Annotated in this window: 10 protein-coding genes; 1 reads left to right on the forward strand and 9 read right to left on the reverse strand. The window is 40.6% G+C overall.

Annotated elements, in window-relative coordinates:
• Positions 1–57: 57 nt before the first annotated feature.
• The 6 genes from F7734_RS23220 to F7734_RS23250 form a co-directional block, all read right to left on the reverse strand.
• Positions 58–3,417 carry a WD40 repeat domain-containing protein gene (locus F7734_RS23220; RefSeq protein ID WP_155746865.1) on the reverse strand — a complete coding sequence of 1,120 codons (3,360 nt, stop codon included), beginning with the start codon at positions 3,415–3,417 and terminating at the stop codon, positions 58–60.
• On the reverse strand, positions 3,417–5,486 hold the full coding sequence (locus F7734_RS23225; RefSeq protein ID WP_166482095.1) for a CHAT domain-containing protein: 2,070 nt from the start codon (positions 5,484–5,486) through the stop codon (positions 3,417–3,419). The genes F7734_RS23220 and F7734_RS23225 overlap by 1 nt, the downstream gene beginning before the upstream one ends.
• 132 nt (positions 5,487–5,618) lie before the next feature.
• Positions 5,619–9,716 carry a HEAT repeat domain-containing protein gene (locus F7734_RS23235; RefSeq protein WP_207714185.1) on the reverse strand — a complete coding sequence of 1,366 codons (4,098 nt, stop codon included), beginning with the start codon at positions 9,714–9,716 and terminating at the stop codon, positions 5,619–5,621.
• A gap of 136 nt (positions 9,717–9,852) precedes the next feature.
• On the reverse strand, positions 9,853–10,848 hold the full coding sequence (locus F7734_RS23240) for a ParB/RepB/Spo0J family partition protein (protein ID WP_166482097.1): 996 nt from the start codon (positions 10,846–10,848) through the stop codon (positions 9,853–9,855).
• Between the two features lie 485 nt (positions 10,849–11,333).
• Entirely contained in the window at positions 11,334–11,891 is a 558-nt protein-coding gene (locus F7734_RS23245; RefSeq protein ID WP_155746868.1) for a DUF192 domain-containing protein, read from the reverse strand.
• A 113-nt stretch (positions 11,892–12,004) separates the two neighbouring features.
• Complete coding sequence (locus F7734_RS23250; protein WP_155746869.1) at positions 12,005–13,642, reverse strand: ATP-binding protein; 1,638 nt, start codon at positions 13,640–13,642, stop codon at positions 12,005–12,007.
• A 209-nt stretch (positions 13,643–13,851) separates the two neighbouring features.
• Between F7734_RS23250 and F7734_RS23255 the strand changes: the two genes are divergently transcribed.
• Complete coding sequence (locus F7734_RS23255) at positions 13,852–14,430, forward strand: hypothetical protein (RefSeq protein ID WP_155746870.1); 579 nt, start codon at positions 13,852–13,854, stop codon at positions 14,428–14,430.
• A gap of 63 nt (positions 14,431–14,493) precedes the next feature.
• Here F7734_RS23255 and F7734_RS23260 read toward each other — a convergent pair whose 3' ends face one another.
• The 3 genes from F7734_RS23260 to F7734_RS23270 all read right to left on the reverse strand — a co-directional run bounded on the left by F7734_RS23260 (position 14,494) and on the right by F7734_RS23270 (position 20,618).
• The gene (locus F7734_RS23260; RefSeq protein ID WP_155746871.1) at positions 14,494–14,892 is read right to left on the reverse strand and encodes a hypothetical protein; all 399 of its coding nucleotides are present in this window, start codon (positions 14,890–14,892) and stop codon (positions 14,494–14,496) included.
• Positions 14,893–15,060: 168 nt separating this feature from the next.
• On the reverse strand, positions 15,061–17,178 hold the full coding sequence (locus tag F7734_RS23265; RefSeq protein WP_155746872.1) for a hypothetical protein: 2,118 nt from the start codon (positions 17,176–17,178) through the stop codon (positions 15,061–15,063).
• A 2-nt stretch (positions 17,179–17,180) separates the two neighbouring features.
• Positions 17,181–20,618, reverse strand: a complete 3,438-nt coding sequence (locus F7734_RS23270) for a hypothetical protein (RefSeq protein ID WP_155746873.1) — start codon at positions 20,616–20,618, stop codon at positions 17,181–17,183.
• Positions 20,619–21,185 lie beyond the last annotated feature (567 nt).

Genomic DNA, 21,185 nt, shown 5'->3' on the forward strand with positions numbered 1-21,185 from the left:
ATTTCTTCAACTTTGTCCGTTTTCTATTGAAATGCCATAACAACTCTAACTTTACCCTTAATTGCATAAAGCTTTGTCGCTTTCACTAACATTAGGATTATTTTCTAGATAATAATGTAGCAAATCACAGCCACGCTTGAGTAACCCTTCTAATGATGGATTGATGAGTAGTTTACTATTAGGATTCTCTAAGTCACGCAGAATTATAGTTCTATCAGCGCTAGCTGAAGCAAGTAGCTTACCATCAGGGCTAAAACTCACACCATTGACTGCATCGCTGTGCCCTGTTAAAGTCTTTATTTCTCTGCCAGTCGCTACATCCCAAAGCTTTACAGTTTTATCCCGACTAGTTGTGGCAAGTGTCTTGCCATCGGCGCTGAAACTCACATCAGTTACTGCATCGCTGTGCCCTGTTAAAGTCTTTATTTCTCTGGCACTTATCAGATCCCAAAGTTTAACAGTTTCGTCAGAACTAACTGTGGCAATTGTTTTGCCATCAGGGCTGAAAGCTACCCTATTAATTCCAGCAGTATGACCTTTTAAAGTCTTTATTTCTTTGCCAGTCGCTACATTCCAAAACTTTACAGTTTTATCCCGACTAGCTGTGGCAATTATGTTGCCATCAGGACTGAAAATCACATCAGTTACTGCATCGGTATGCCCTGCTAAAGTTTGTATTAGTCTGCCAGTCGCTACATTCCAAAGTTTAACGCTTTTGTCCGAACTAGTTGAAGCAAACGTTTTACCATCAGGGCTGAAACTCACACCAGTGACTGAAGCTGTGTGACCTAAGAGGGAAACAAAAAATTCATTATTTAGTCTCCAAAGCTTCACGGTTTTATCGAGACTGGCTGAAGCAAGCGTTTTACCATCAGGACTGAAACTCACATCAGTTACTGCATCGCTATGTCCTTCAAAAGTTTTCAGTAGTGTGCCATCTACTCTCCAAAGTTTCACAGTTTTGTCAGAACTAGCTGTGGCAAGAAACTGACCATCAGGGCTGAAACTTACACCATTTACTGCATCACTGTGCCCTTTTAAAGTTTTCTCTAAGGTGCCATCTTGCTTCCAAAGCTTTATAGTGTTATCATAACTAGGGGTGGCAAGTACCTGACCATTAGGGCTGAAACTTACACCATTTACTGCATCGCTATGACCTTTTAAAGTACTCAGTTCTTTGCCATTTGAGTTCCAAAGTTTAACGGTTCTGTCAGAACTAGCTGCGGCAATTATGTTGCCATCAGGACTGAAAATCACACCACTCACTGCATTACTGTGCCCTGTTAAAGTCGTCAGTTCTTTGTCAGTCGCTACATCCCAAAGCTTTACAGTGTTATCGTCAGCTGTGGCAATTATATTGCCATCAGGGCTGAAACTTACACCGTACACTGAAGCGCTGGACTCTTTTAAAGTTTTCAGTAGCGTACCATCTGTGCTCCAAAGCTTTACAGTTTTATCCCGGCTAGTTGTGGCAAGTAACTGACCATCGGGACTGAAACGCACATTAGTAACTGCATCATTATGCCCTTCTAAAGTCGTCAGTAATTTACCATCTATGGTCCAAAGCTTTACAGTTTTATCCCGACTGGCAGTGGCAAGTAACTGACCATCAGGACTAAAACTTAATTTTAGAATCCCATCGCTATGTGACCCTAAACGATTGAACTCATTAACCTTAAAGATTGCTTGTTGTAACGCAGTCACAACTTCTCGGGTAATCTCGGTTTCTGCCCCTAACCTTCGCATTAATTTTGCTCCCGCTTTTAGAGATTCTATCGAAGCATCGAATTCCTGATTTAAAAGCAACAATGCTTTTGAAGAGGCAATTCGAGCTTCTATCTCACTTTTTTCAGACTGCCGATGCTGATTAAAAGCGAATATGCTCAGTACAGTTGCAATGAGAAACCCAGCCCCCACGCTAACTATGATTAGTCTTTGTCGCTTAATAGCTTCTGCTTGATGTCGAATTTTTTCCTTTTCTGCTATTTCGCGATCGCGAGCTACAGTGCTTTCCTTCAAGAAATTGATCGCCTGCTCGAATTCCGGGTTGTAACGCTTTGCCCAAGCTGCATTGGGTCGGTTTTTCTCCAGCCATTTCATAGCAATGGTGAGTTCGGGATCGCGCCAAAGTCCTGCTCTTCCTTCCCAATAAAGTATTGCTGTTTCTGCCAAACGCCGATAAATCTGAGCTGCTTGGCTCTCTTCCTCTACCCAATCCTCAAGTTGTTGCCATCCCCTCATTAAACTTTCATGGGACATATCTAACACGGAATTCTCATTCAGTCTTGTCCCTACAGGTGGCATTAAAAACGAGCAACCAGGAGCACGAAATTGCTCTACAATGTTAATAACTTCTCCTGACTCTGCCTCAGCAACATCGCAGATTTCTTGTACCTTAGTAGGACGGCGAATGCCGCGACCATCAAAGGCTTTCTCTGTTAGGCATTTAAATAACTTTTCGGCAATTTTCTGACAACGAACGTCGGGTAAACCTTTATAAATTTCATCTCCATGTTGCGACAATGCTTTCGCCATGCTCCCGATCGCTTCATAATGATACAGGTCGATCGCTTCTCCATCCTGATGATTGTTTGCCCAGTAGTTCCTGGTACGCATCAAAGCGTGTTGCAAAATGGGTAGCTGGTCGGGGTTGTCACCCATGTCATTCAGCAGCCGATTCACCAAGCGCTTAGTCATCTTAGCCCCACCCACCGCACACGGTCCCTCAATAGCTATGCGACGTTGGTCGCGGGTCATGCGTGGGACTAAATACTGACTGTCATTGAGGGCTTCAGGTAAATCCCGAAATTGGGCACAATCCCCCAGAAAGTCAGAACGCATAGTGATCGCAACGTAAATAGGAACGACTTTCTGTCCGGTGGCTTCTAGCAACAATTTTACAAAAGCTGCTGCTTCATCTCCAGATTCTTTGCTCAAAGCATTTTGTTTAAAGCGAAACAGTTCCTCAAACTGATCCACTACCACCAGTAAATTATCATCACTCGGCATTCTAGCCTGCTGCACAACCTCAATGAGTCCTAACGCCCCACGACGCAAAGTCGTTTCCGTCATGATTGCAGACACGGCATCCTCTGAGTCCATGGCAAAAACCTTGGGGTGATTCAATGCACGTGCAAGGTTACCAATCGGGTCATCTCCCGGACGGAACACCGCTACTCGCCAGCTTGAACCAGCTTGAACCATAAACCCATTGTACAGAGAGGGCAATAATCCTGCCCGTACTAGTGAGGACTTTCCACTTCCAGAAGTTCCTACCACTGCTAGTAAACGATTGCGCCCCAGACGCCTCAGTAACTCATCTGCTTGACCTTCTCGTCCAAAAAATAAGTGAGCCTCATCAACTTCAAAAGGGCGCAGACCGGGGAAAGGATTGAAGCGAACTTGGGTAGTTACCATCACTGCAGCCCTCCTTGACTTTGAGTCAATTGAACTCGAAATGGTTCTAATGCATGAGGAGAAAATTCTTCAAAGTTTTTGATGACCATCGCTTGGTGAGTGCGGAATCGCTGTTTTTGGTTTGTTTCAGGTCCAGCCACGTACACGGCGATCGCTAGCATGGGTTTCGCTCTGCCATATCCAGCAGCTTTTTGTAACTCCCGCAGCTTTGTCCTCAGCCATAGCTCATTCCCCTGTCCATAGTATATAAGAACAGCATCGCAATCGCGTAAACTTTCCTGATGATACTGGCGTACTTCCGCCTCATCTCCTTCAAACATTGATGGAAGTACTTCCCATTCTTGAGACCAAAGATATTCTTCTAAAGGTTCAATGGGATCGAGATCGCGGCGATCGTAAATCAAGTAAACCTGAGTTGGTCCCTCAAATCTTCGCCTTGGTTCAGAAGACGCTTGGCGAGGGTTGAGTTTATCTTGGATGATAGTTTTAAAATCTTCCAAAGAAGTTTGCAACAACTCGGCATCATCCTGCAAAAGCTCAATAAATTCTGACTGTCGGGTTTCAAGAACATTGAGTTCACTTGGTGTCCAAACCAAGTAGGAGAATTCAGAATTCTGCTGCTTATGTGCCTTAGCGAGAGAATACTGTAACTCAACCACTGACTGCTCTAATCCTTCCGGGATTATACCATAACGTTGACCCATCAAATGAATCGAGAGCTTACAGTTTTCTAAATTCTCGCGAACCACTCCTGGGAAGTCAGGATTTAATGGTAGCGATTGACCGGGAACAATTATGTAACCCCTCTGTTGCAATTCGCGTCTAATTTTATCACGTGCTTCATTCAAATCAAAGGTAGTTTCTGCTAGGTAAATTGTTGTGCCTGTTGATTTGACAGATATAGGGCTGGCTTCCTCTACCTTCATCGGCTGGAAAGTTTCGAGAAGCTGATAAATATCATAGGTAAGGTCTTCCAGTTTCGCCCAGTATTTTTTTTCCGACTCAAAACCAAATATTCTATTAAATTCTTGGGGTCTACCTGTCTGACCCATCTCATAAAATTCATAACTGAGGAGAGACCTTAGTTCTTGAGGTTGTTGCTCGAGAGGTACTGGGGTTTTGATAACTTTAAAAATGCGCGATTTATTACCCGCCACTCGAATACCGCCTGTTTCCTCAGCCGATTTACAAAATTCCTGCAATTCCTTTATACACCATTGTGATTTCAAATAACGAGGGGAGAGTACAGAGACTAGCAGCGCCACTTTGGGGAATTGCACAACAATCTTATCGTCAAAGTAATCATTCTCCTGCAACTTGAGAGAACGGCAAATTCTAGCTTTTTCGCCACGTAACTGTGCTAAACGAATTTCTAATACGCGATGGAAATCAGAAATCCATCCTGACTGACTTTCAGAGAGAGGCTGATTATCGATATTAGCGTAGCTGATATAAATATCATTGTCAAAATCCACTGATTTATGAGTAGAAGCATCAGCAGGTGCTACGCTAGACGGTTTAGATTTAAGGACTGGAGTCAAATACTCAGGACTACCTTTTAAGTGAATAGAAGTACAACCCATTTTAAAAGCATACTCATAACTTTCCCCAGCCCCCAATGCGTCATAAAATCCAGTAGCAAACTCAATTGCCGCCATATCCCCAATTGGCTGATTCATGCCGATAACATAATTAATATGTCGATGAATTGCTTGAGCTTGCGCTTCGCTATAGCAGGCGTTAAGCAAAACACACTCTACGGTTCCGCAAAATAGCTCAAATAGGTTTGCAATAGATTCACTACTCACCAGTTGTGTCACCCCAGAATTATCCTCTAAAGCCAAACCCTCAGTACCCGCACCATGTCCGCAAAAGTGAACGATATTTGGCTTGCGATCCAGTAACGCACGACGTAAGTCTTCAACTCGTACAGCCCACTTGCTGACGATTTCAAACTTATCTCGGTTTTTGGCTCGTTGCAACGCCGACTCGATTTCCCGCGCCTCTTCCCCCAATCGCAAGGGGCTTGTATCCTTTGGATTAGCTGATAATATTAAGATTTTTTTCACTGCGCTATCCATTTGGAAACACGGTTTCTATATGGAAACAGTTCCCTACTGTATCATTTCGGTTAATTGTCTGCTCCTCTAAATTCAGAATAGCTGTAAGTTGAATCAACATATGCATTTTAGAGTAGTTACTCAGATCGTGTATGAATTTAAGATGATTCCATCCTTTGCACGCATATAGAGTACTGGTGTAGCAAAGTCGCGTTTATCTAATCCAACTTCCTGAGAAATGGCGTTGCGGGTTGTCTGGATGGCAGCGTCTACGGGATAGCCCAGGGCAAGGGTGCGGTAGAATTCATCGGCAAAAAGCTTGGCGGTGCTATCAAGGATAGGATATTGCATGGCGACTACTGCTGGTATTCCCCGTTGCACCAGGTTGGGTGCTATTCCTGCAAAGATTTGATGCCCCGACACCTCTGCCCCTTGACAGGAATTGAGCACAACTAACCCCAAGCTGCGGTTGCCTAAGAAGAAGTTGGCGAAACCCTCATCATCCAACAATTTAGCTGCCTTATTGGTATCTTCCAGCGCCATGTAGCCTTTGTTGTTTTCAAAAACACCGTGTCCGATGAAGTGGAATATATTGTAGGGTTTTTCGCGCAGCTTTTGATTAATATTGCGGACAGTAGCTTCTTGTATAACATCTAACTCTATTTTAGCTGCTTCTATGTGCTTTTTCAGCGCCGCTCGAATAAGTGTTTCTTCGCCAGTTGCGTCTAATTTTGCTAAGTCAGTAGGGGATGAAATAACAAGTAGCACTTTCAGAGGTAAATTGGCGGCTATAATGTCCCGTTTTTGTAGGGGAACATCAATATAGCGAGAGAGCATTGTTTGGGTATTGTTTCCTAAAAAGGCATTGGTTTCCTCGTTATAGAGGAATTCCCAGGGGAGGGCGGCTAATTGGGGAGATTGAAATAGCAAGCGCAAGCGGACGCTGTATTCATTTGCTTGTGCCCCCGCCATTGTAGCATGAAAGCGAGCGTTAATTTGGTTGGGAAAAAGCGCTTGGTAAAGTTTACTACCCAGTGCTTTGAGCAATTCGTTATCTGCTTGTTGAAGCTTAATTAATTTTAACGCCAAGTTAATTTCGTTCATTTCCAAGCGGAATTCACCCGAAACATCACCTTGTTCTGAGGAAGCGCGAATTTTGTTATTGTTATCAACTAATATTTGAAAATCTTTGTATTTCATAGTTTCTGATTTGGTTTTAGTTTCCTCCACTTTTGAAGAAGACTGTGCAATTCTGTAGTTATATAACTTACAATGTGTTTGAATAACCTCGATAATTTCAGCAAAATCCTCTCTGCCTGTTAGCCGCATATCCCAAAGAGAAGATAGGGCTGTAGGACTACTGATTTTTTCTAACACCTCAGCAGCACCTTTACAGACAAAGCTATCTTGAGTTTCTAAGCAATTGAGTAATTTTTGAATTGTTTCTTCATTGTCTAACTTGCTTAAGGCTTCAACAACTTTCTTCCGAAAATCAGGATCGTGATGACCCAAGGCTTCAAGCAATTCTGAACTTCCTTCTTTCCTACCGAGTTGTCCTAGAGCAATAGCAGCAGCCCAACGAGTATGGTATCTTGAATACTGTAACGCCCCAAGTAATCCTTCGATTGCTTCTTTAGTGCTTATCTTCCCTAATGCTTCCGCAACCCTTATGTAGATATTAAGGTTGTCGAGTTCACAGAGCCATAATTCAATTGCATCTTCACTGCCTAATGTCTCTAATTCTTCATTACTTATCCCTAAAAAAGTCACTGTTTCACCATTCAGATTTCTCACTGCTTGAATATCCGCACAATTATCAGAAGGATAATAATGCCTTAATGCTTTGACTAGTTGTGGAATTGCCTCCTCTCTTCCAAGGTATCCCAAAGCAATAGCAGCACTTCTACGAACACAATAGTATTGATCCTCCAATGTCTGAAGTAATTCTGGAATGTGTTTCTGACTACATATTGGTTCCAACATTAAAGCAGCTGTTCTACGAACACCAAATATTTCGTTTTTCAATTCCTTAAGTAGCTTTGGCAACGCTTCTTCTTTACCTAATTGTCCCAAAACTATGGTAGCCACCCAGCTAATATTCTCGTCTGGATGGTTCAAGAGTTCAAGCAAGTTTGGGTATGTTACTGGACTGTTTAGTTTTATCAGTATCTTAGCAGCTTGTTCACGGATATAATTGTCTGGCTCTACTAATTTTTTTAGTAATATTGGAATCGCAACTTTGCTGTCCAAGTTTACTAGCGCCTCCGTAGCACTGAGACGAACCATAGCATCTAGATCTTGCGATGATGTCTTGAGCAACCCTGGAATGGCTGTTTTTTCTCCCATTTGTCCCAAGATGATAGCAGCATTTTTCCGGATATGCGATTTTGGATCTTTTAAAGCTTTCAGCAATTGTGGAAGCACTCCTTCACCGTCAAGTTGCCCTAAAAGTCTGGCTGCCCCAAGCATAACGAACATATTGAAAGGCTCATCTAAGACCAAAACCTTTTCATGTAATTCTGAAATAGCTTCTTGCCTAGAGAGTTTGCCTAGTGTCCGGACAATGCTCATCCAAAGCAAAACATCTTTATCTGAACAAGAATTACTTATAGATGAGTTTAGGTCTGCTAATTTTTTGCGTAATCCTGGAATGGCAGCCTGACAGTCAAGATATGCCAGCCATTCAGCTGCCCTCCGATACACATTGACATTCGGATTTTCTAATGCCTTGAGTAGTTCTGAAATAGCTGCTTCACTACCAATCTGACCTAATGCAAAAGTAGCACTGCTACTAACATCTGAATCTTTATCATTCCATGCTTTCCTTAAAGCATCAATTGCAACCTCAGAACGTGTAATACCTAATAGTTTATTCTTAAGTAATTGAGGGACGTTTAGCTCGATAATTAAAGTTACCGTTTTAACCTGAAAATTTGGCTTTACTGAGCCTGCCAGCCTTGCCCCCAACTGTAAATCCACATCCAGTGCTAACTTTACTATTCTTAACGCTTGCTTCTCATTGTCTACTAACGCCAACATCAACGCTAGTGGTTCTGTCCACTTTAAGTAATTGAGGTAATGCTGTTTCAGCAGGTTGTCATCATTTAAAGAAGGTAGCAGTTGCCATAGGTATTCTGCCGCATAATATTCTTGTAACATTTGGTGGCGAAACTCTATTTTTTTATTGCTGGTAACTTGGATTAAATGATGCTTGAGTAAATCCTCTAGCCATTCTTTCGCTCGACTAGAAGGATAATCAACTTTACATTCAAGAAACTTTGTCAAAATTTCTTCTGCTTCTTGCCTATCAATGACGACTCGCAATTCTTTTGGCGTTTCTCCCTGCATCATGGTGAAAGCTAAATGCTTCAATAACTCCTCCCACCACCGACGCGACTCCCCAGAAACTGGGACATCATCTTTGACGTTGCCGACATAACTTTGAGTAAAGCAGCGAAATACTAAACCTAAATTCGGCGGTAGATTGCCGCTTTGTTTAAATAAGTCACACAGCATCCACAGCAGCAACGGCGTTTGCCCAAACTCCCGCAACCTTCCACCTAACCGCCGCAGCATTTCCTCACCTTTTTCGGGCAAATAAGCGCGGATAAACTGCTGCATCTGTTCTTCTTTCAAGGGTTGCATTTCCAGCTTTTTCTCAATTCCCAAATCGCCACCAAAGCCCAAATCTCGTGTGGTGAAAATCATTGGTGTTTTGGGGTTATTCTGCCGAAAAGTTTTTAACTCTCGCCGTGCCTCTTCATTGGGTAACTCGTTCAGCCCATCCACAAGCAGCAAAAATTGACCCTTACGCAGCAACGTTTTAATTTCTACATCTAGATATAATTCATGCCTTCCCAAAAAATCTTCAATCAACTCCAGCATTGAAGTTTTGTATTGTCGCAACTCTACCAGCACAGGTATGCACCCCGAACCCCCTAGGGATTTTGTTTTCTCTGCCTCTTCCAGCAACAGCCTCGCTAACGCTGTAGATTTGCCTGAACCTGGTTTTCCTACAAGTAACACATGATTTTCAGCATATTTGCGTAACCCTTCTTGCACAGGCAAGCGTTCGGTTTCCTCCTGCGTGTCACCTCTGTTCTGCTGCTTTGGCGACACCGTTTCCACCATCAAGCCAAAATCAAACGGCGATGGTAAGTTTTGCCGCTGTGCTGTTTTACGCCCTTCAACATCTGTAATGATGTACAGATCCCACCAACGTTGGTAAGCATTACACACAGATTGTAGGTATTTTTGAAAATCAGGGATCATGCAGAAAGTTGACTGATTAAGGGCTGAAATTGTTTCTCATGCCCCTCGCTAATTAGTATAATCTCTTTACGTGTTTACACGCCAAACAAGGATTTAATCACAGTTATTCTTCCGTACTCAGCAGCGCTGACAACTCTGCCAATAAAGATTTCAACCTCTCCTGTTTGTCAGGATTCTCCCACACCTTAGACTTTTTGACCTTTTTGTAAGTACTTTCCAAAAGCTTTTGAATTTCCCCGCTTTCAGCAGGGGGCTGTAAAGCTTTGACCTTCTCGCGAATTTCATTCAATGAGAGAGAATAATCTACCGCAGTATCCAAAATTTCCTGACGGTCAGAATCTGAGGAAACCTTAGCGATCGCAAGCGCTTTAGTGTACTCAATGCGTCCAGTTCGCAAAGCTTCTAAAATGTTATCTGGCAATTTCAATAGTGGAAGTCGGGTGCGGACAAAAGATTGCCAATTCATGCGCCCCAACTCCGTAAAGACTTGTTCTACCGTTGACGCCGATTCATTACCCGAAACGTTTCGGGTAATTTTCCCTTTCGCTTCATTTTCCATTCTGTATAGTAAAGGCGGAACTTCTGAATAATTACATCCCAATCGCAGCGCCAAAAGTTGCAATATGCTTTCCGTTTCCTCCAACGGATTCAAATCCTCTCTTTGCAAGTTTTCAACCAAAGCATACTGTACTGCCTGAGATTCAGACATCTCTCGGATGGTTGCAGGCACTTCAGTCAAGCCGACTTCTTGTGCTGCTTTATATCGCCTCTCGCCTGCTACCAACTCATATTTGTCACCCACAGGTCTTACCAATAGGGGCATTAAGATGCCATCGCGCTTGACAGACTCAAAGAGCGCTTGCATAGCAGAAGGGTCAAAATAACGCCGGGGTTGACTGCTAGCCATGACAATCTTGCCCAAAGGAACCATCTTTGCAGCAGCCAAAGAATCTTCTTTCTTATCCAATGGCACTGTTGTAGTAGTCGCCAAATCGGTCAAATCTTCTTCCTTCTTTTGAGCAGCATTTTTCGCAGAGCCTACATTTCTAGGCTTTCTTGTTGTTGCAGATGCTCGTTGGGTAGTTTGTCTGGGACTCACGTTCAATCTCCGTAATTTGTGCTATTGAGAAGATTCTTAACAAATAATACTAAGGGACTTCCATAGCTACCGCTGCTGCCACCTGAAGTTTTAGCTAAATAAATGACACAAGTGCTCGCACAAAGGTGGATAAGACGTGCGCTACTCTGAGCGATAGATTTTATCACCCCACTACCTAATATATATAGTATCGCTTATAGTAAAAGATTACCGCGTCAAGTACAACCTGCTCTTTTCATCCGAAAAGGCAACAGTTCTGAGGACTGCGAGCGTAGAACTACAACTGATTACTGAAGAAAACCTTAAAGTTGCAGATGGACAATCACCGCAATCAGAATCGCTCTTGTCAATAGTAGAAAAAATGCCACCTGCAATTGCAGATGGCGTAATCGTACCATTTCGTTCGCAACTTCAGACATCTAAAGGTAAAGTTTTACTCCCCAACCATTAGATGCATCCTGCCATGTTATTGAAAAAAAGGCGGTTTACTTCTGCTGTTTGGTTTCTAGAAAATTCAACTGAAGCCTCTTGCCCACCTTGAGATCTAAAGTTTTGGTACTGCCAGCAGCTAGTTCAATAACCTGATTGACAGGGTAAACTGAATCGTACTTAGGACAGGTTTGGGTTTTGCAAGGGGGGGCTGCCTCTACAACTGATTTAATAACTCCGTCTTGCAGGAATATCATATCTAAGGGAACATATGTATCCTTCATCCAAAGTTTAACTTTCTCAGGTTTGTTGAGTACAAATAACATCCCGCGATTCTTGGGAATCGAGTCACGAAATTTGAGTCCGTGGGCATATTCTTCTCTATCGTCTGCTAGTTCGAGTTGAACTATTTGATTGTTACTGGTAAAGGTTGCACCAATAGGTAGATACCGGGGCTGGCGAGTCCAAAAGTAGAGTGGTAGGGGTGAGAGGGCAGCAGTAAACCCGGCAATTGGTCCAACGATATTAAGAATTTTGAAGAATAAACTTTTTTCTGGAGTTTGTGCTTGTTTAGTTTGAGTTTCTTTTTGAGTGGTTTGTCTTGTAACTTCCATAATCTTAGATAAATAAAGTAGTAAAGTGGTTAGAAATGGAAAACTTTATGAACTGTTGGAATGTTTGCTGCTATCCAAATGCGATCAAACTTTGAACTGATTTACGATGTTTGCTAGCTAAAAATATCAATGTTTCCAACAGCAAACTTGCTTTCATCAAGGGGGCTGCTAGGTAAAGCTTGTTGGTCGGCTTTATTCCGCATTGACTCAACGCGATCGGCTTCCCGAATTGCAAGTGGGTTTATCTGGCGGCGTTCTTCAAGCAGTGCTTCGATAGTAAGTTCTAGCGGTGGGAGTTCTGACTCTGTGTAAGTATCTTCTACCGTCATCGTGCAAAAAATACTAGCAGCAGCACGCTCGACAATCGTCTGGATTTCCGCCCCCACGCAGCGATTCGTTGCTTTCAGAATACGCCGCCACTCGTCCTCGCTCCAGGGGTCGTTACCATTGCGGAACCGCTTGTCAAATCGGGCAGCATGAAGCTTAAATATCGTGTATCTTTCCCCGTTGTTGGGCAGGTCTACCTTAAATATGTAGTCAAACCGTCCGGCGCGGGTCAGTTCGGGTGGTAACCATTCCATCCGGTTTACTGACGCGATGACTACTACGTCAGACGTGCGCTCCTGCATCCACGTCAATAGCTGACCTGCAAGCCGTTTGGCAAGGTCATCATCTCCGGCAAAACCTTTATCAAAATCGTCAAAGTACAAAATGACTTGGTTGAGCCTATCTGCCAGCCGTAGTAGGCGTTTGAGTTTAATTTCTGCAAGAGAGCCAAAACTTCTAAAGTTACCCCAATCCACCATGATGAGGGGAATACCCATATTCTGGGAGCACGCTTTCGCCGAGTGAGATTTTCCCGTCCCTGGTGGTCCTACAAGCATAATCCCCTTGGGTACGCGCAGGTTGTATTGTTTGGCACGGGGATTCAGCAATCGCTTAAACTTTTTGAACGACTGCTGCATGAGTTCTAACCCCCCAAGTTGGATTTTTGGAGGCGGTAAGAACTCGATATCGTATAACCGATTGAGGATCGATATTTTTCTTGATAGTAGCAGTTTGGCTGTGTCGCTGGAATTATCTAAACTATGTTTTTTGCTAATATCTTTCAAGCAGGAAATAATATCTGAAATATATAAACCAGTACCACTATATGCAACTGACAACCAGTCTTTGTCTATATACGTTTCAGGAAGAATCTTGCTATTGATTAAATTATCGATAATTTCTTGTATGTCTGGCAGTTCTTGCGTCCACAGAGGAATAAGAGCCGCCATCTCGCTTGTTATTTCCGCGAGCGCTCCCAATAGCATAGCGGTTTTACCACTACCTTGGTTATAAAGCTTGAGGTTAATGAGTGACGATTTAATCCACTCCGATATCAAGAAGAAATCAGTCTCTTTCGGAGTACTTTCCTTTAACCATGGATAAATATTCTCAACAATTAGTATTCCTTCTCCTGAGTAATCTTTCCAGAAATTGAGTACCTGAAAATAGTCAACATAATTTTGTTTTACCTTGGGTTTGTACTCCTCAAATTCTCCCAAAACGAGATTGTTCTCCGAACCGATACTGAGTTCCTTAATACTGTCCTCATTCAAATTCCAAACGTAAGCTTTTTTACCCGAGCATTGGCAGTATGTAGCTATATGTGTCAGGAGGCGTTTTCGTTCCTGGAGGGGAGATTCACAGGCGATAATGGGGTAGTTGTCGTTGAGAAGGTCTTCTAGATCGCTGAAGCTAGATTTCATTTATGCTCCTGGAATGCAACTGTCTCAGATGCATCCTATCGAGCGTTTATATGATTTGACAGCTGATAATTTTCTGATTGTCTTGCTCAACAACTGGAGAAAAGTTGATTGACTTTTAGTATTTTGTTGATTGTCTTCCAGTGTAGTGAATGCAGATAATTGCGGAGAGTTCTTGTTTTCCAAACTCGGTATGAGGAAGTAGTGCAAGTATGGTAAAGACACCAGAATATCCGATTGTTTGTATTCCAGAGTTAGTTAAAGAGAAAAAACAATTTACCCCTTTCGTCTTTCCTTCTGGACAAGGAGATGCACCAATTGGGGTAAGTGAGGGGTTGTTTGAAAATGTTCTCAAGCATTATTTCGGTGACATTGTTTTTCCCCAGCAGGTGATGCTTCCTCCAGGACATCGATTACCATTTACGGCTGATTTTCTGATTGTTGAACCCAATACTGGCTTACACATAGATTTGGAGGTGGATGAGCCTATCTCATTTGCAACCGGGAAACCTACTCACTGCATCGGAGAAGATGACTACCGCAATAAGTGTTTTGTTGATGCGAACTGGCTAGTTATCCGGTTTGCAGAGGAACAAGTCTCGTCTCAGCCAGAACGCTGCGCTCGGTTTATTGCGGGTGCGATCGCACAACTTACGGGTAACGATACTTATCGTCGTCAGCTACTTGATGTTGAGAAAGTGACTCCCATAAAGCAGTGGTCATACCGTCAGGCATCAAGTTTAAAGAAGAAAGAATACCGCCAGGGTTACCTGCGAGAGAGAAAAAATTAAGCTACGTTCTCATGTGGGTGCAGACGGAATGTTACATTTCTATATTCCGTACAGTAATGAGCGTTAATCTTGGCAACGTTTGGCGAAGAAGAACAGTATACCATCTGTCTCAGTATTACCAAACTTACAAGCTTTTATCTCACTGCCCCACCAACCGTTTAGCCCGATGTCAAACCAAAGCCCTGCTTTAGCATTACTGTTTTCTGACATATCATCAAGTTCTGTGAATTGGCATTTAGATGTGAGTTCCAAAATTTCTGGCTCAGTCACTTCATGCCAGTTATCGCCTAAAACTTGATACCTCTCCATTCCTTGAGTGATGTAAAGCCACGCCCACACAGGGGTCATTTTACGAATGCGTTGGCATCGCTGGTTGGCAGTTAGATGCGAAGACGCTCGTTTTAACAAATCTTCAATTGCTTGAGAAGATTCTGAGTTGGATTCATCAAAATTATCAGTCATAACTCACCTCATTAATAAAATATGATGCAGTCAGTTGGTAAGCTGTTTGGACCTGTATTTGGGACTAAGAACAAAGTAGCTAAATTGTAGCTCTGTACATGTGGCTCCAACGCCTAAAAGTTAAGTTATATTAAGCACAATGCTAAAGTTACCATCATAGTGACATCTTTACACTGTGCGAGCGCCAAAATTCTTATACTCCCTAATATACTTAAATGGAAAAGGGATCACGGTACTTTGCCCCGTGCGGACAAAATCTACATCCATAGTTGGAAGGAGTTGTCTAAATATAAGTTTTGAGCCATTGACTGCAACAATTTTACGGAGATGACAGGCATCCTTAAAAGAAAATTGTATATTGTCTCTTTGGCCTCCAACAAAGTAATAAGCCTCTTGTTCGGTTTCCCCAAAATATTTTATGTTGAGAGAAGCGTCAAATAAATCTTCAAGGCTTTCTTTATGCTTGGGAAAATTCAGCCTAATCTGATGTTGAGTTAAAAGATAGTGTCGTAATTCAATTGCGGCATTTGAACGCGTTTTTAACCGCTCGTTCAAAAGTTTTCGGAAGCTATTTTTGTTGAATTCGCTGCTTCCGAATTTTCTCAATTCATCAAAAAACATTGCAAGCTCGTTACTATCTTTCTTATAATAATTAATTATAAATTGTTGTATTAATGCTGCCAAATCATTTCCAGTACGCTTGTTTTCCGGAAGCGCAGTATCGACTTCGCTGATAATTGCTTCAATTTTAGTCAGGTCAGGAAGACTAATTTCTTCAGTACAAAATATCTGATTTATATCATTTGTGTCAGAAATAACAAGACCTTCCAATGTTCTGATTTTATTTCCACAATTATCGGTCATTAATTCTCTATAGTTTTGAAACTTTTGATAGTCAAATATGTTCTGATAATCTATTTTATGAAATTCCAAATCACCATTTGGGGAAATTTCCATAAAAATAACATGACTGGCATCTTCATCCCAAGCAGCAAAAGTCCAAATTCCAGTTAATTGTAGTTTAGCCCAATCAAATAAATTTAATTTTCGAGAGCTAATATCTCGCTTTATAAGTAGTTCTTTAATGCTCGTTTTAAGAGTAGCATTAGATATAGCCTCAATCGATTCTATCGTGAGGTGCTGTCGATAAATTGTATCTGTTGAAAGAAGGTATTCATCTTCTAACTTCATTTTTTCGTAATAATTCTCGTCGTGAATTATTCTAAAATTTAAAGCACCTTCTTTATCGCGCTTAGCACAAGAGATGAGCTTTTCATCGGTGACATAATTAGGATACAGGAATGTTTTTATAGTAGTTACTAAATCATCAGACTCCTTATTATTAACTTTATCCACTATATTGATTAGCTGCTTATCAAGTAGTAAGCGAAGTTGTTCTGGCTTTTTAAGCAAGGTGTTATTGAGTTCGATAGCCTTATCGATTTCCCGAGTAGAAAAATCAACATTCATGTATTTTGATAAATCTTCGTTTATTCTGGATATAACATGTTGTAATATCCCTGCACGACTTTTATAAAAACTATCAAGATTACTAAACTCAAGAAATGCTGTAGATGCTTTTTTCCCTTTTAAACCACATTCGATATATATTAATTTTGCATCAATTTCTCCATCACGCGGCAAATATCTCCGAAGGCTTCCAGTTGCTGCTTCAAATATATAATAAGGCTTTTCAAGAGCGTTTTGGAGTTCCTTCTTACGTTTGGGATCGCTAGTCTTTTTTAATTCTGACAGAATAGACATTTTTGTTCGGTGACGAACAGTTTTTACCTCTAATAAATAGTCAGAATTTAGAGTTATTTTTGCTACATCAAGATAATCTTTGTTTTTGCCTTCAAAATCTTGCACAAGCAACAACGATCCCGTGAGATTGCAATAATGATATTTAGCAAAACGCGATTTTGAGGAAGAGAGTGAGTTCAATAAAATCTGACCCAGCCATGCTTCACAAATGCACTCTTCAGAATCACGCCGTAAAACGCTAGGGGGAACTTCAATAACAGCATTGTCACCGAATTCTTTGTTGGCCCTAATGCCGCTAAGAAGTTGATAAAGATCAACTGGTTTCTTGAACATGGCATAGGCATATTTTCCATATTGGAACATAACAGCAGCAGCATTGAACTCTTTACCAATAAGGTAATCTAACTCAACGGCTCCACTCCAGTTTTTTTTGCGTTCACGAGTCAAACGAATAAACGCAAAGTCTTGTTTAATAGCTTCAATATTAAAAGTGATTTTCAAACGGTTCGTAAGAATGCTCATTCCTAAAATTCCTTTAGAATAAATTCAAGTGCTTTATCGTCAACTTTATCGTTTTTACAGAGATAAGGAACTTCAACGATTTTCTGGTCAGATGAGATAGTCGGACGAAAATCTGTATTTGAAGTACCAAGAATATTGATGATAAAAACCCGTTCAGCCCCAACAGCCGCCATTTTCTCACGAATTTTATCAATTAATTCATCAGCTTGTATTGCAACGCGATCGTTCCAAAATTTAAAGTCTACATAGATTTTTTCATCTGTTTTAAAGTCAAAGCGTTCAAATTCATCTACCTCTAGTTCTAACAAATCAATATTTAAGAGCTTCACAAAAATGTGTTTACCACAGACTTCTCCTAAGGCTCCTTTATAAATATTGTTGAACATTGGAGGTGTCAGCATGAGTTCAGATTCTGGGAATGTTGTTGCCCAACCAGAATCAATAAATAATTCATGTAAGATATCAATTCTCATCAAATCTGAAAGACGAGCAGTTCGTTTACTAACTTCCTTAACTTCTTTTTTGCTGTATTCCTCAGAAAAGAAAACTTCAATATCCCTATAATCATATTCTTCTGAATAAAGATATGAATAGGCAGCTTTCGGCAATTTAAGGTAAATACTATTCCAGTTCGGATTGCATTCCGACTCTTTTGCAATCGCAGGTTGACGGAGGACTTGCTCTCTAAGTTCCTGCCATGCTTTAACACTCTGAGGTGTCCACGGCGTATTCAGTTGGCGACGGATGTAAGCAGAAGTCTGATTACTTCTGTTGGATGCACGATTTTGTAATTCTATTAAATCTTCAGATTGGTTAGTCGAATGATTGACTGATTCAAGAAGAGCAGTATATTCTCGAACAGGAATTACATCCTCTGGTAGAGAAAATTGGGTTAGATGTTTTCGGATTGAAGTATCAGCAAGAATATGAATTTTAGAAGATTTCATATTGGTTCGACATATCCGACCTATTGCCTGAATAATTACCTTATTTAAGTAGCGTGAATAAGCAGTGGTATTATATAAGCTTATGAAATCCTTCTTTACCTGACTAATTCTTCCCACATAACGCTTAAAGGCTTCATCCAACTTACTCTTAAATGTACTTGGTGAAATAGCTCCATTCTCCACCAGAAATTCTAACTGAAAAATATATTTTATAAAGCTATCGTTTTCAAGAGTATCGCTAGAAATATTAACAAGTAAATTTGTTGGATTATCCAAATAAATCCCATTAATATCCATATCTGGATGCTTTGAGAATCCATTAATATGTATTGGCTGGATGGAAGAAGGAATGGGAAATTGTAGATTTTGCCCAACTCCACTTGTCTGGTAGGAAGAGAGAATAAACCGACGTTTGTTATCTTTCAAGTCATTTAGTAGTTGCGCTTTATTTTCATCAAATTTATCTCCACTAAGTACGACCATCGTATCTGATACACCATCGGGTATAATATCTTTCTTATCTTCTAGTAGTAATTCCGCGTACTCATATAATATATCCAGATCGAACTCTGAATCCTTACGCTTTGGTAATTTGCTGAAGAGGCAAAGAAACCCATGACAATCAGAATTATCTAAGAAATATTTCCAAACAGTCAACACTTTTAAATAACGGCAAAACAAAAATTCAATATACTGCTTATCGTTTTTGATTCTATGTTGAAGAGTATTCCATAGATGATTAGCTGCTGCCTTGTCCCTTAAAAGTCCCTCAAGTTGCTTGATTGCTTCCTTCTGTGAATCTGTTCCAATAAATTTAGTTTCTATAACGACTTGATTATATCCTTGAGTTGCTTCAGAATATGTATTTTTTAATTTAACAAGAGCATCCTCTTTAAGACGTATAAATGAATCCCCCAAACGGGATTTCAAATACTCAAGATCGTAATTTCCAATGTTTGTATAAAGTCCAGCAGTTGCAGAAATACCGACTACCATAGCCTTTGAACAAACTCCAGCCAAAAAAGATTCGGGTGTACGGCTGAAATTGAACATATATATCTTCGATAAGGTATCATGCTCATCACTATCAACGATATCGTGGTAACGAAAGCCCGTATCATAAAACCCCTGACGTTGGATTGTTCCTTTGTCAGCTGGTAAACCATAGGGCAAGTCACCTTCAATAATATTACTGGTCAAAAATTCAATATCTTTACTATCAAGGCGAAAATGATTAAGCACTGTCTTGACAGCAGATTCGAGGGGAAAGGCTTCTTGAATGCTGTCATCTTCATCTTTCAAATGGCGATAGTTCTCCGCTAAATACCCAATTCCTGTCTGAAAGTAGGTTAAGAACCCAGCAATATCTCTCAGCAATGAGTGAATATCAACACCAGTTTTTTTTGTGGCAGCGTCAAAAGCCTTAATCCAATTTGTACGGTTTCGTGAATCTTCAATAATCTCGATCCGCTTATGACGATCCAACACGTTGTGAAATTGATAATCATAAAATAAAAAATTTCTTTTGTTTGTGGAAAAATCTTCATGTGATTTACAAGTATGCTGCAATTTATAGGTGTTAAATATATAATTAGCTTTCTCTCGGAAGGATTCAATCTGTTCTCGTAAGGATAGCCAATTTTTCCCGGAAGATTTTTGCTTTCGCCATTTGGATTCTTTAAGCAGCCCTTCAGGACATTCGTTTTGCATAAGATGGTTATGAATATTCAAGAATAAATCAAGAAGATCCACTCGATGCCGCAAGCCCGATTTAATTATGTTGTTGAGGACAGCTTCTTTAGTAGTATCAAACTCATCAATAAAAATGAGGGATTTATTAATCAGCCGTTCATAACAGTAATACGACGGCTCAACCAGCGTGGTATTTTTAGCGATGAACTTATCTATACTAAGAAACAAAACAGTTTTCTCATCTGTAAATACTGCGGGATAAAGTTTTCCAATCCATTGATATTGCTGATGACTCTTTATAGCTGACAGACGGTCTTTTTTGGTTGGAAAATTTTCATCCAATGCTCTTTTAATAAATTTTCGGAATTCTGGCTCAATCTCTTCCCGAATTTCTGTTTCAAAAGTAGATTTGATAGATTTGGAAATTTGGCTATTTTTGCAGATTTCTATATAAGATTTTAAGCGCAAATAAATTTCTGTCTTAAATTGGTCTGGAATTTCATCATCAACGGCAAGCAAATTATTGATAATACTTTCAGAATTAGAATTAATAAAAAGAACATATTCTTCAAATTCATCTTGATTGCCATCGGCAATAAAATACTTTTTTAGCTCTTCAACTGGCAAATTTTTCTTAAGATTTGTAATAAAAATAATTTTTCTTTTTTGAGCAGCAAATTCTTTGTAATTAGAATATAGAAATTTTATGACGTTGTAGGTTTTTCCAAAACCAGTCGGCATACTTAGGAGAAGGAGTCCAGAATGAGATTGTGTACAGTGTTCGTTTAATATTTCTTCCATATCCCTTATAACTAATTTAGTAGAATTTAAATTTAAGATGATTATCTCAATAATTAATTGATGAAATCAAAAGCCTCACCGTCACATTTGAAAAATTTTATTTGTGCAATGAGTAGAAATAGTCAAAAAGTAACGAAAATTAACTTTTCCAAAAGTGTTCGCGCCTAAAATCGCAAACAAAGCCGTTTGGTGAATTGCTGTTACCCAAACAAGAAAAACAGTGCCGTGATTACAGAAGGTCAGTAGATCGCAAAGTTTTTTAGAACCCTTGCCACATGGTCATTTCAACAAAACACCCAGACACCAAAAAAGAACCGATTAATCAGCGTCTTGGCGGCAGTTAGTTACAAGCATTGCGATGCGGAAGCCGCCACTACGTGAACGCCGTTAAACGAACGCTGTTTCCCCCTGAATCCCGATGGCTGGAACCCTCATTTTTACGTCACCTTCCGAAAGTTTGCGATCTACTGAAGGTGGCTAAAACACGCTTTCAAGCGAGACTACAGGGTTTGGTGGGTTGATGATAAGTTCAAAGAAACTTACAGAATAATAGCGTCACCTTTTCAA

It is taken from the genome of Scytonema sp. UIC 10036, assembly GCF_009725235.1.

What these genes read in the sequence shown, in the direction of transcription:
- F7734_RS23245 (WP_155746868.1), bottom strand. Translation starts at nt 11,891, where the DNA reads ATGGAAGTTACAAGACAAACCACTCAAAAAGAAACTCAAACTAAACAA.
- F7734_RS23260 (WP_155746871.1), bottom strand. Translation starts at nt 14,892, where the DNA reads ATGACTGATAATTTTGATGAATCCAACTCAGAATCTTCTCAAGCAATT.
- F7734_RS23270 (WP_155746873.1), bottom strand. Translation starts at nt 20,618, where the DNA reads ATGGAAGAAATATTAAACGAACACTGTACACAATCTCATTCTGGACTC.
- F7734_RS23220 (WP_155746865.1), bottom strand. Translation starts at nt 3,417, where the DNA reads ATGGTAACTACCCAAGTTCGCTTCAATCCTTTCCCCGGTCTGCGCCCT.
- F7734_RS23255 (WP_155746870.1), top strand. Translation starts at nt 13,852, where the DNA reads ATGGTAAAGACACCAGAATATCCGATTGTTTGTATTCCAGAGTTAGTT.
- F7734_RS23265 (WP_155746872.1), bottom strand. Translation starts at nt 17,178, where the DNA reads ATGAGCATTCTTACGAACCGTTTGAAAATCACTTTTAATATTGAAGCT.
- F7734_RS23250 (WP_155746869.1), bottom strand. Translation starts at nt 13,642, where the DNA reads ATGAAATCTAGCTTCAGCGATCTAGAAGACCTTCTCAACGACAACTAC.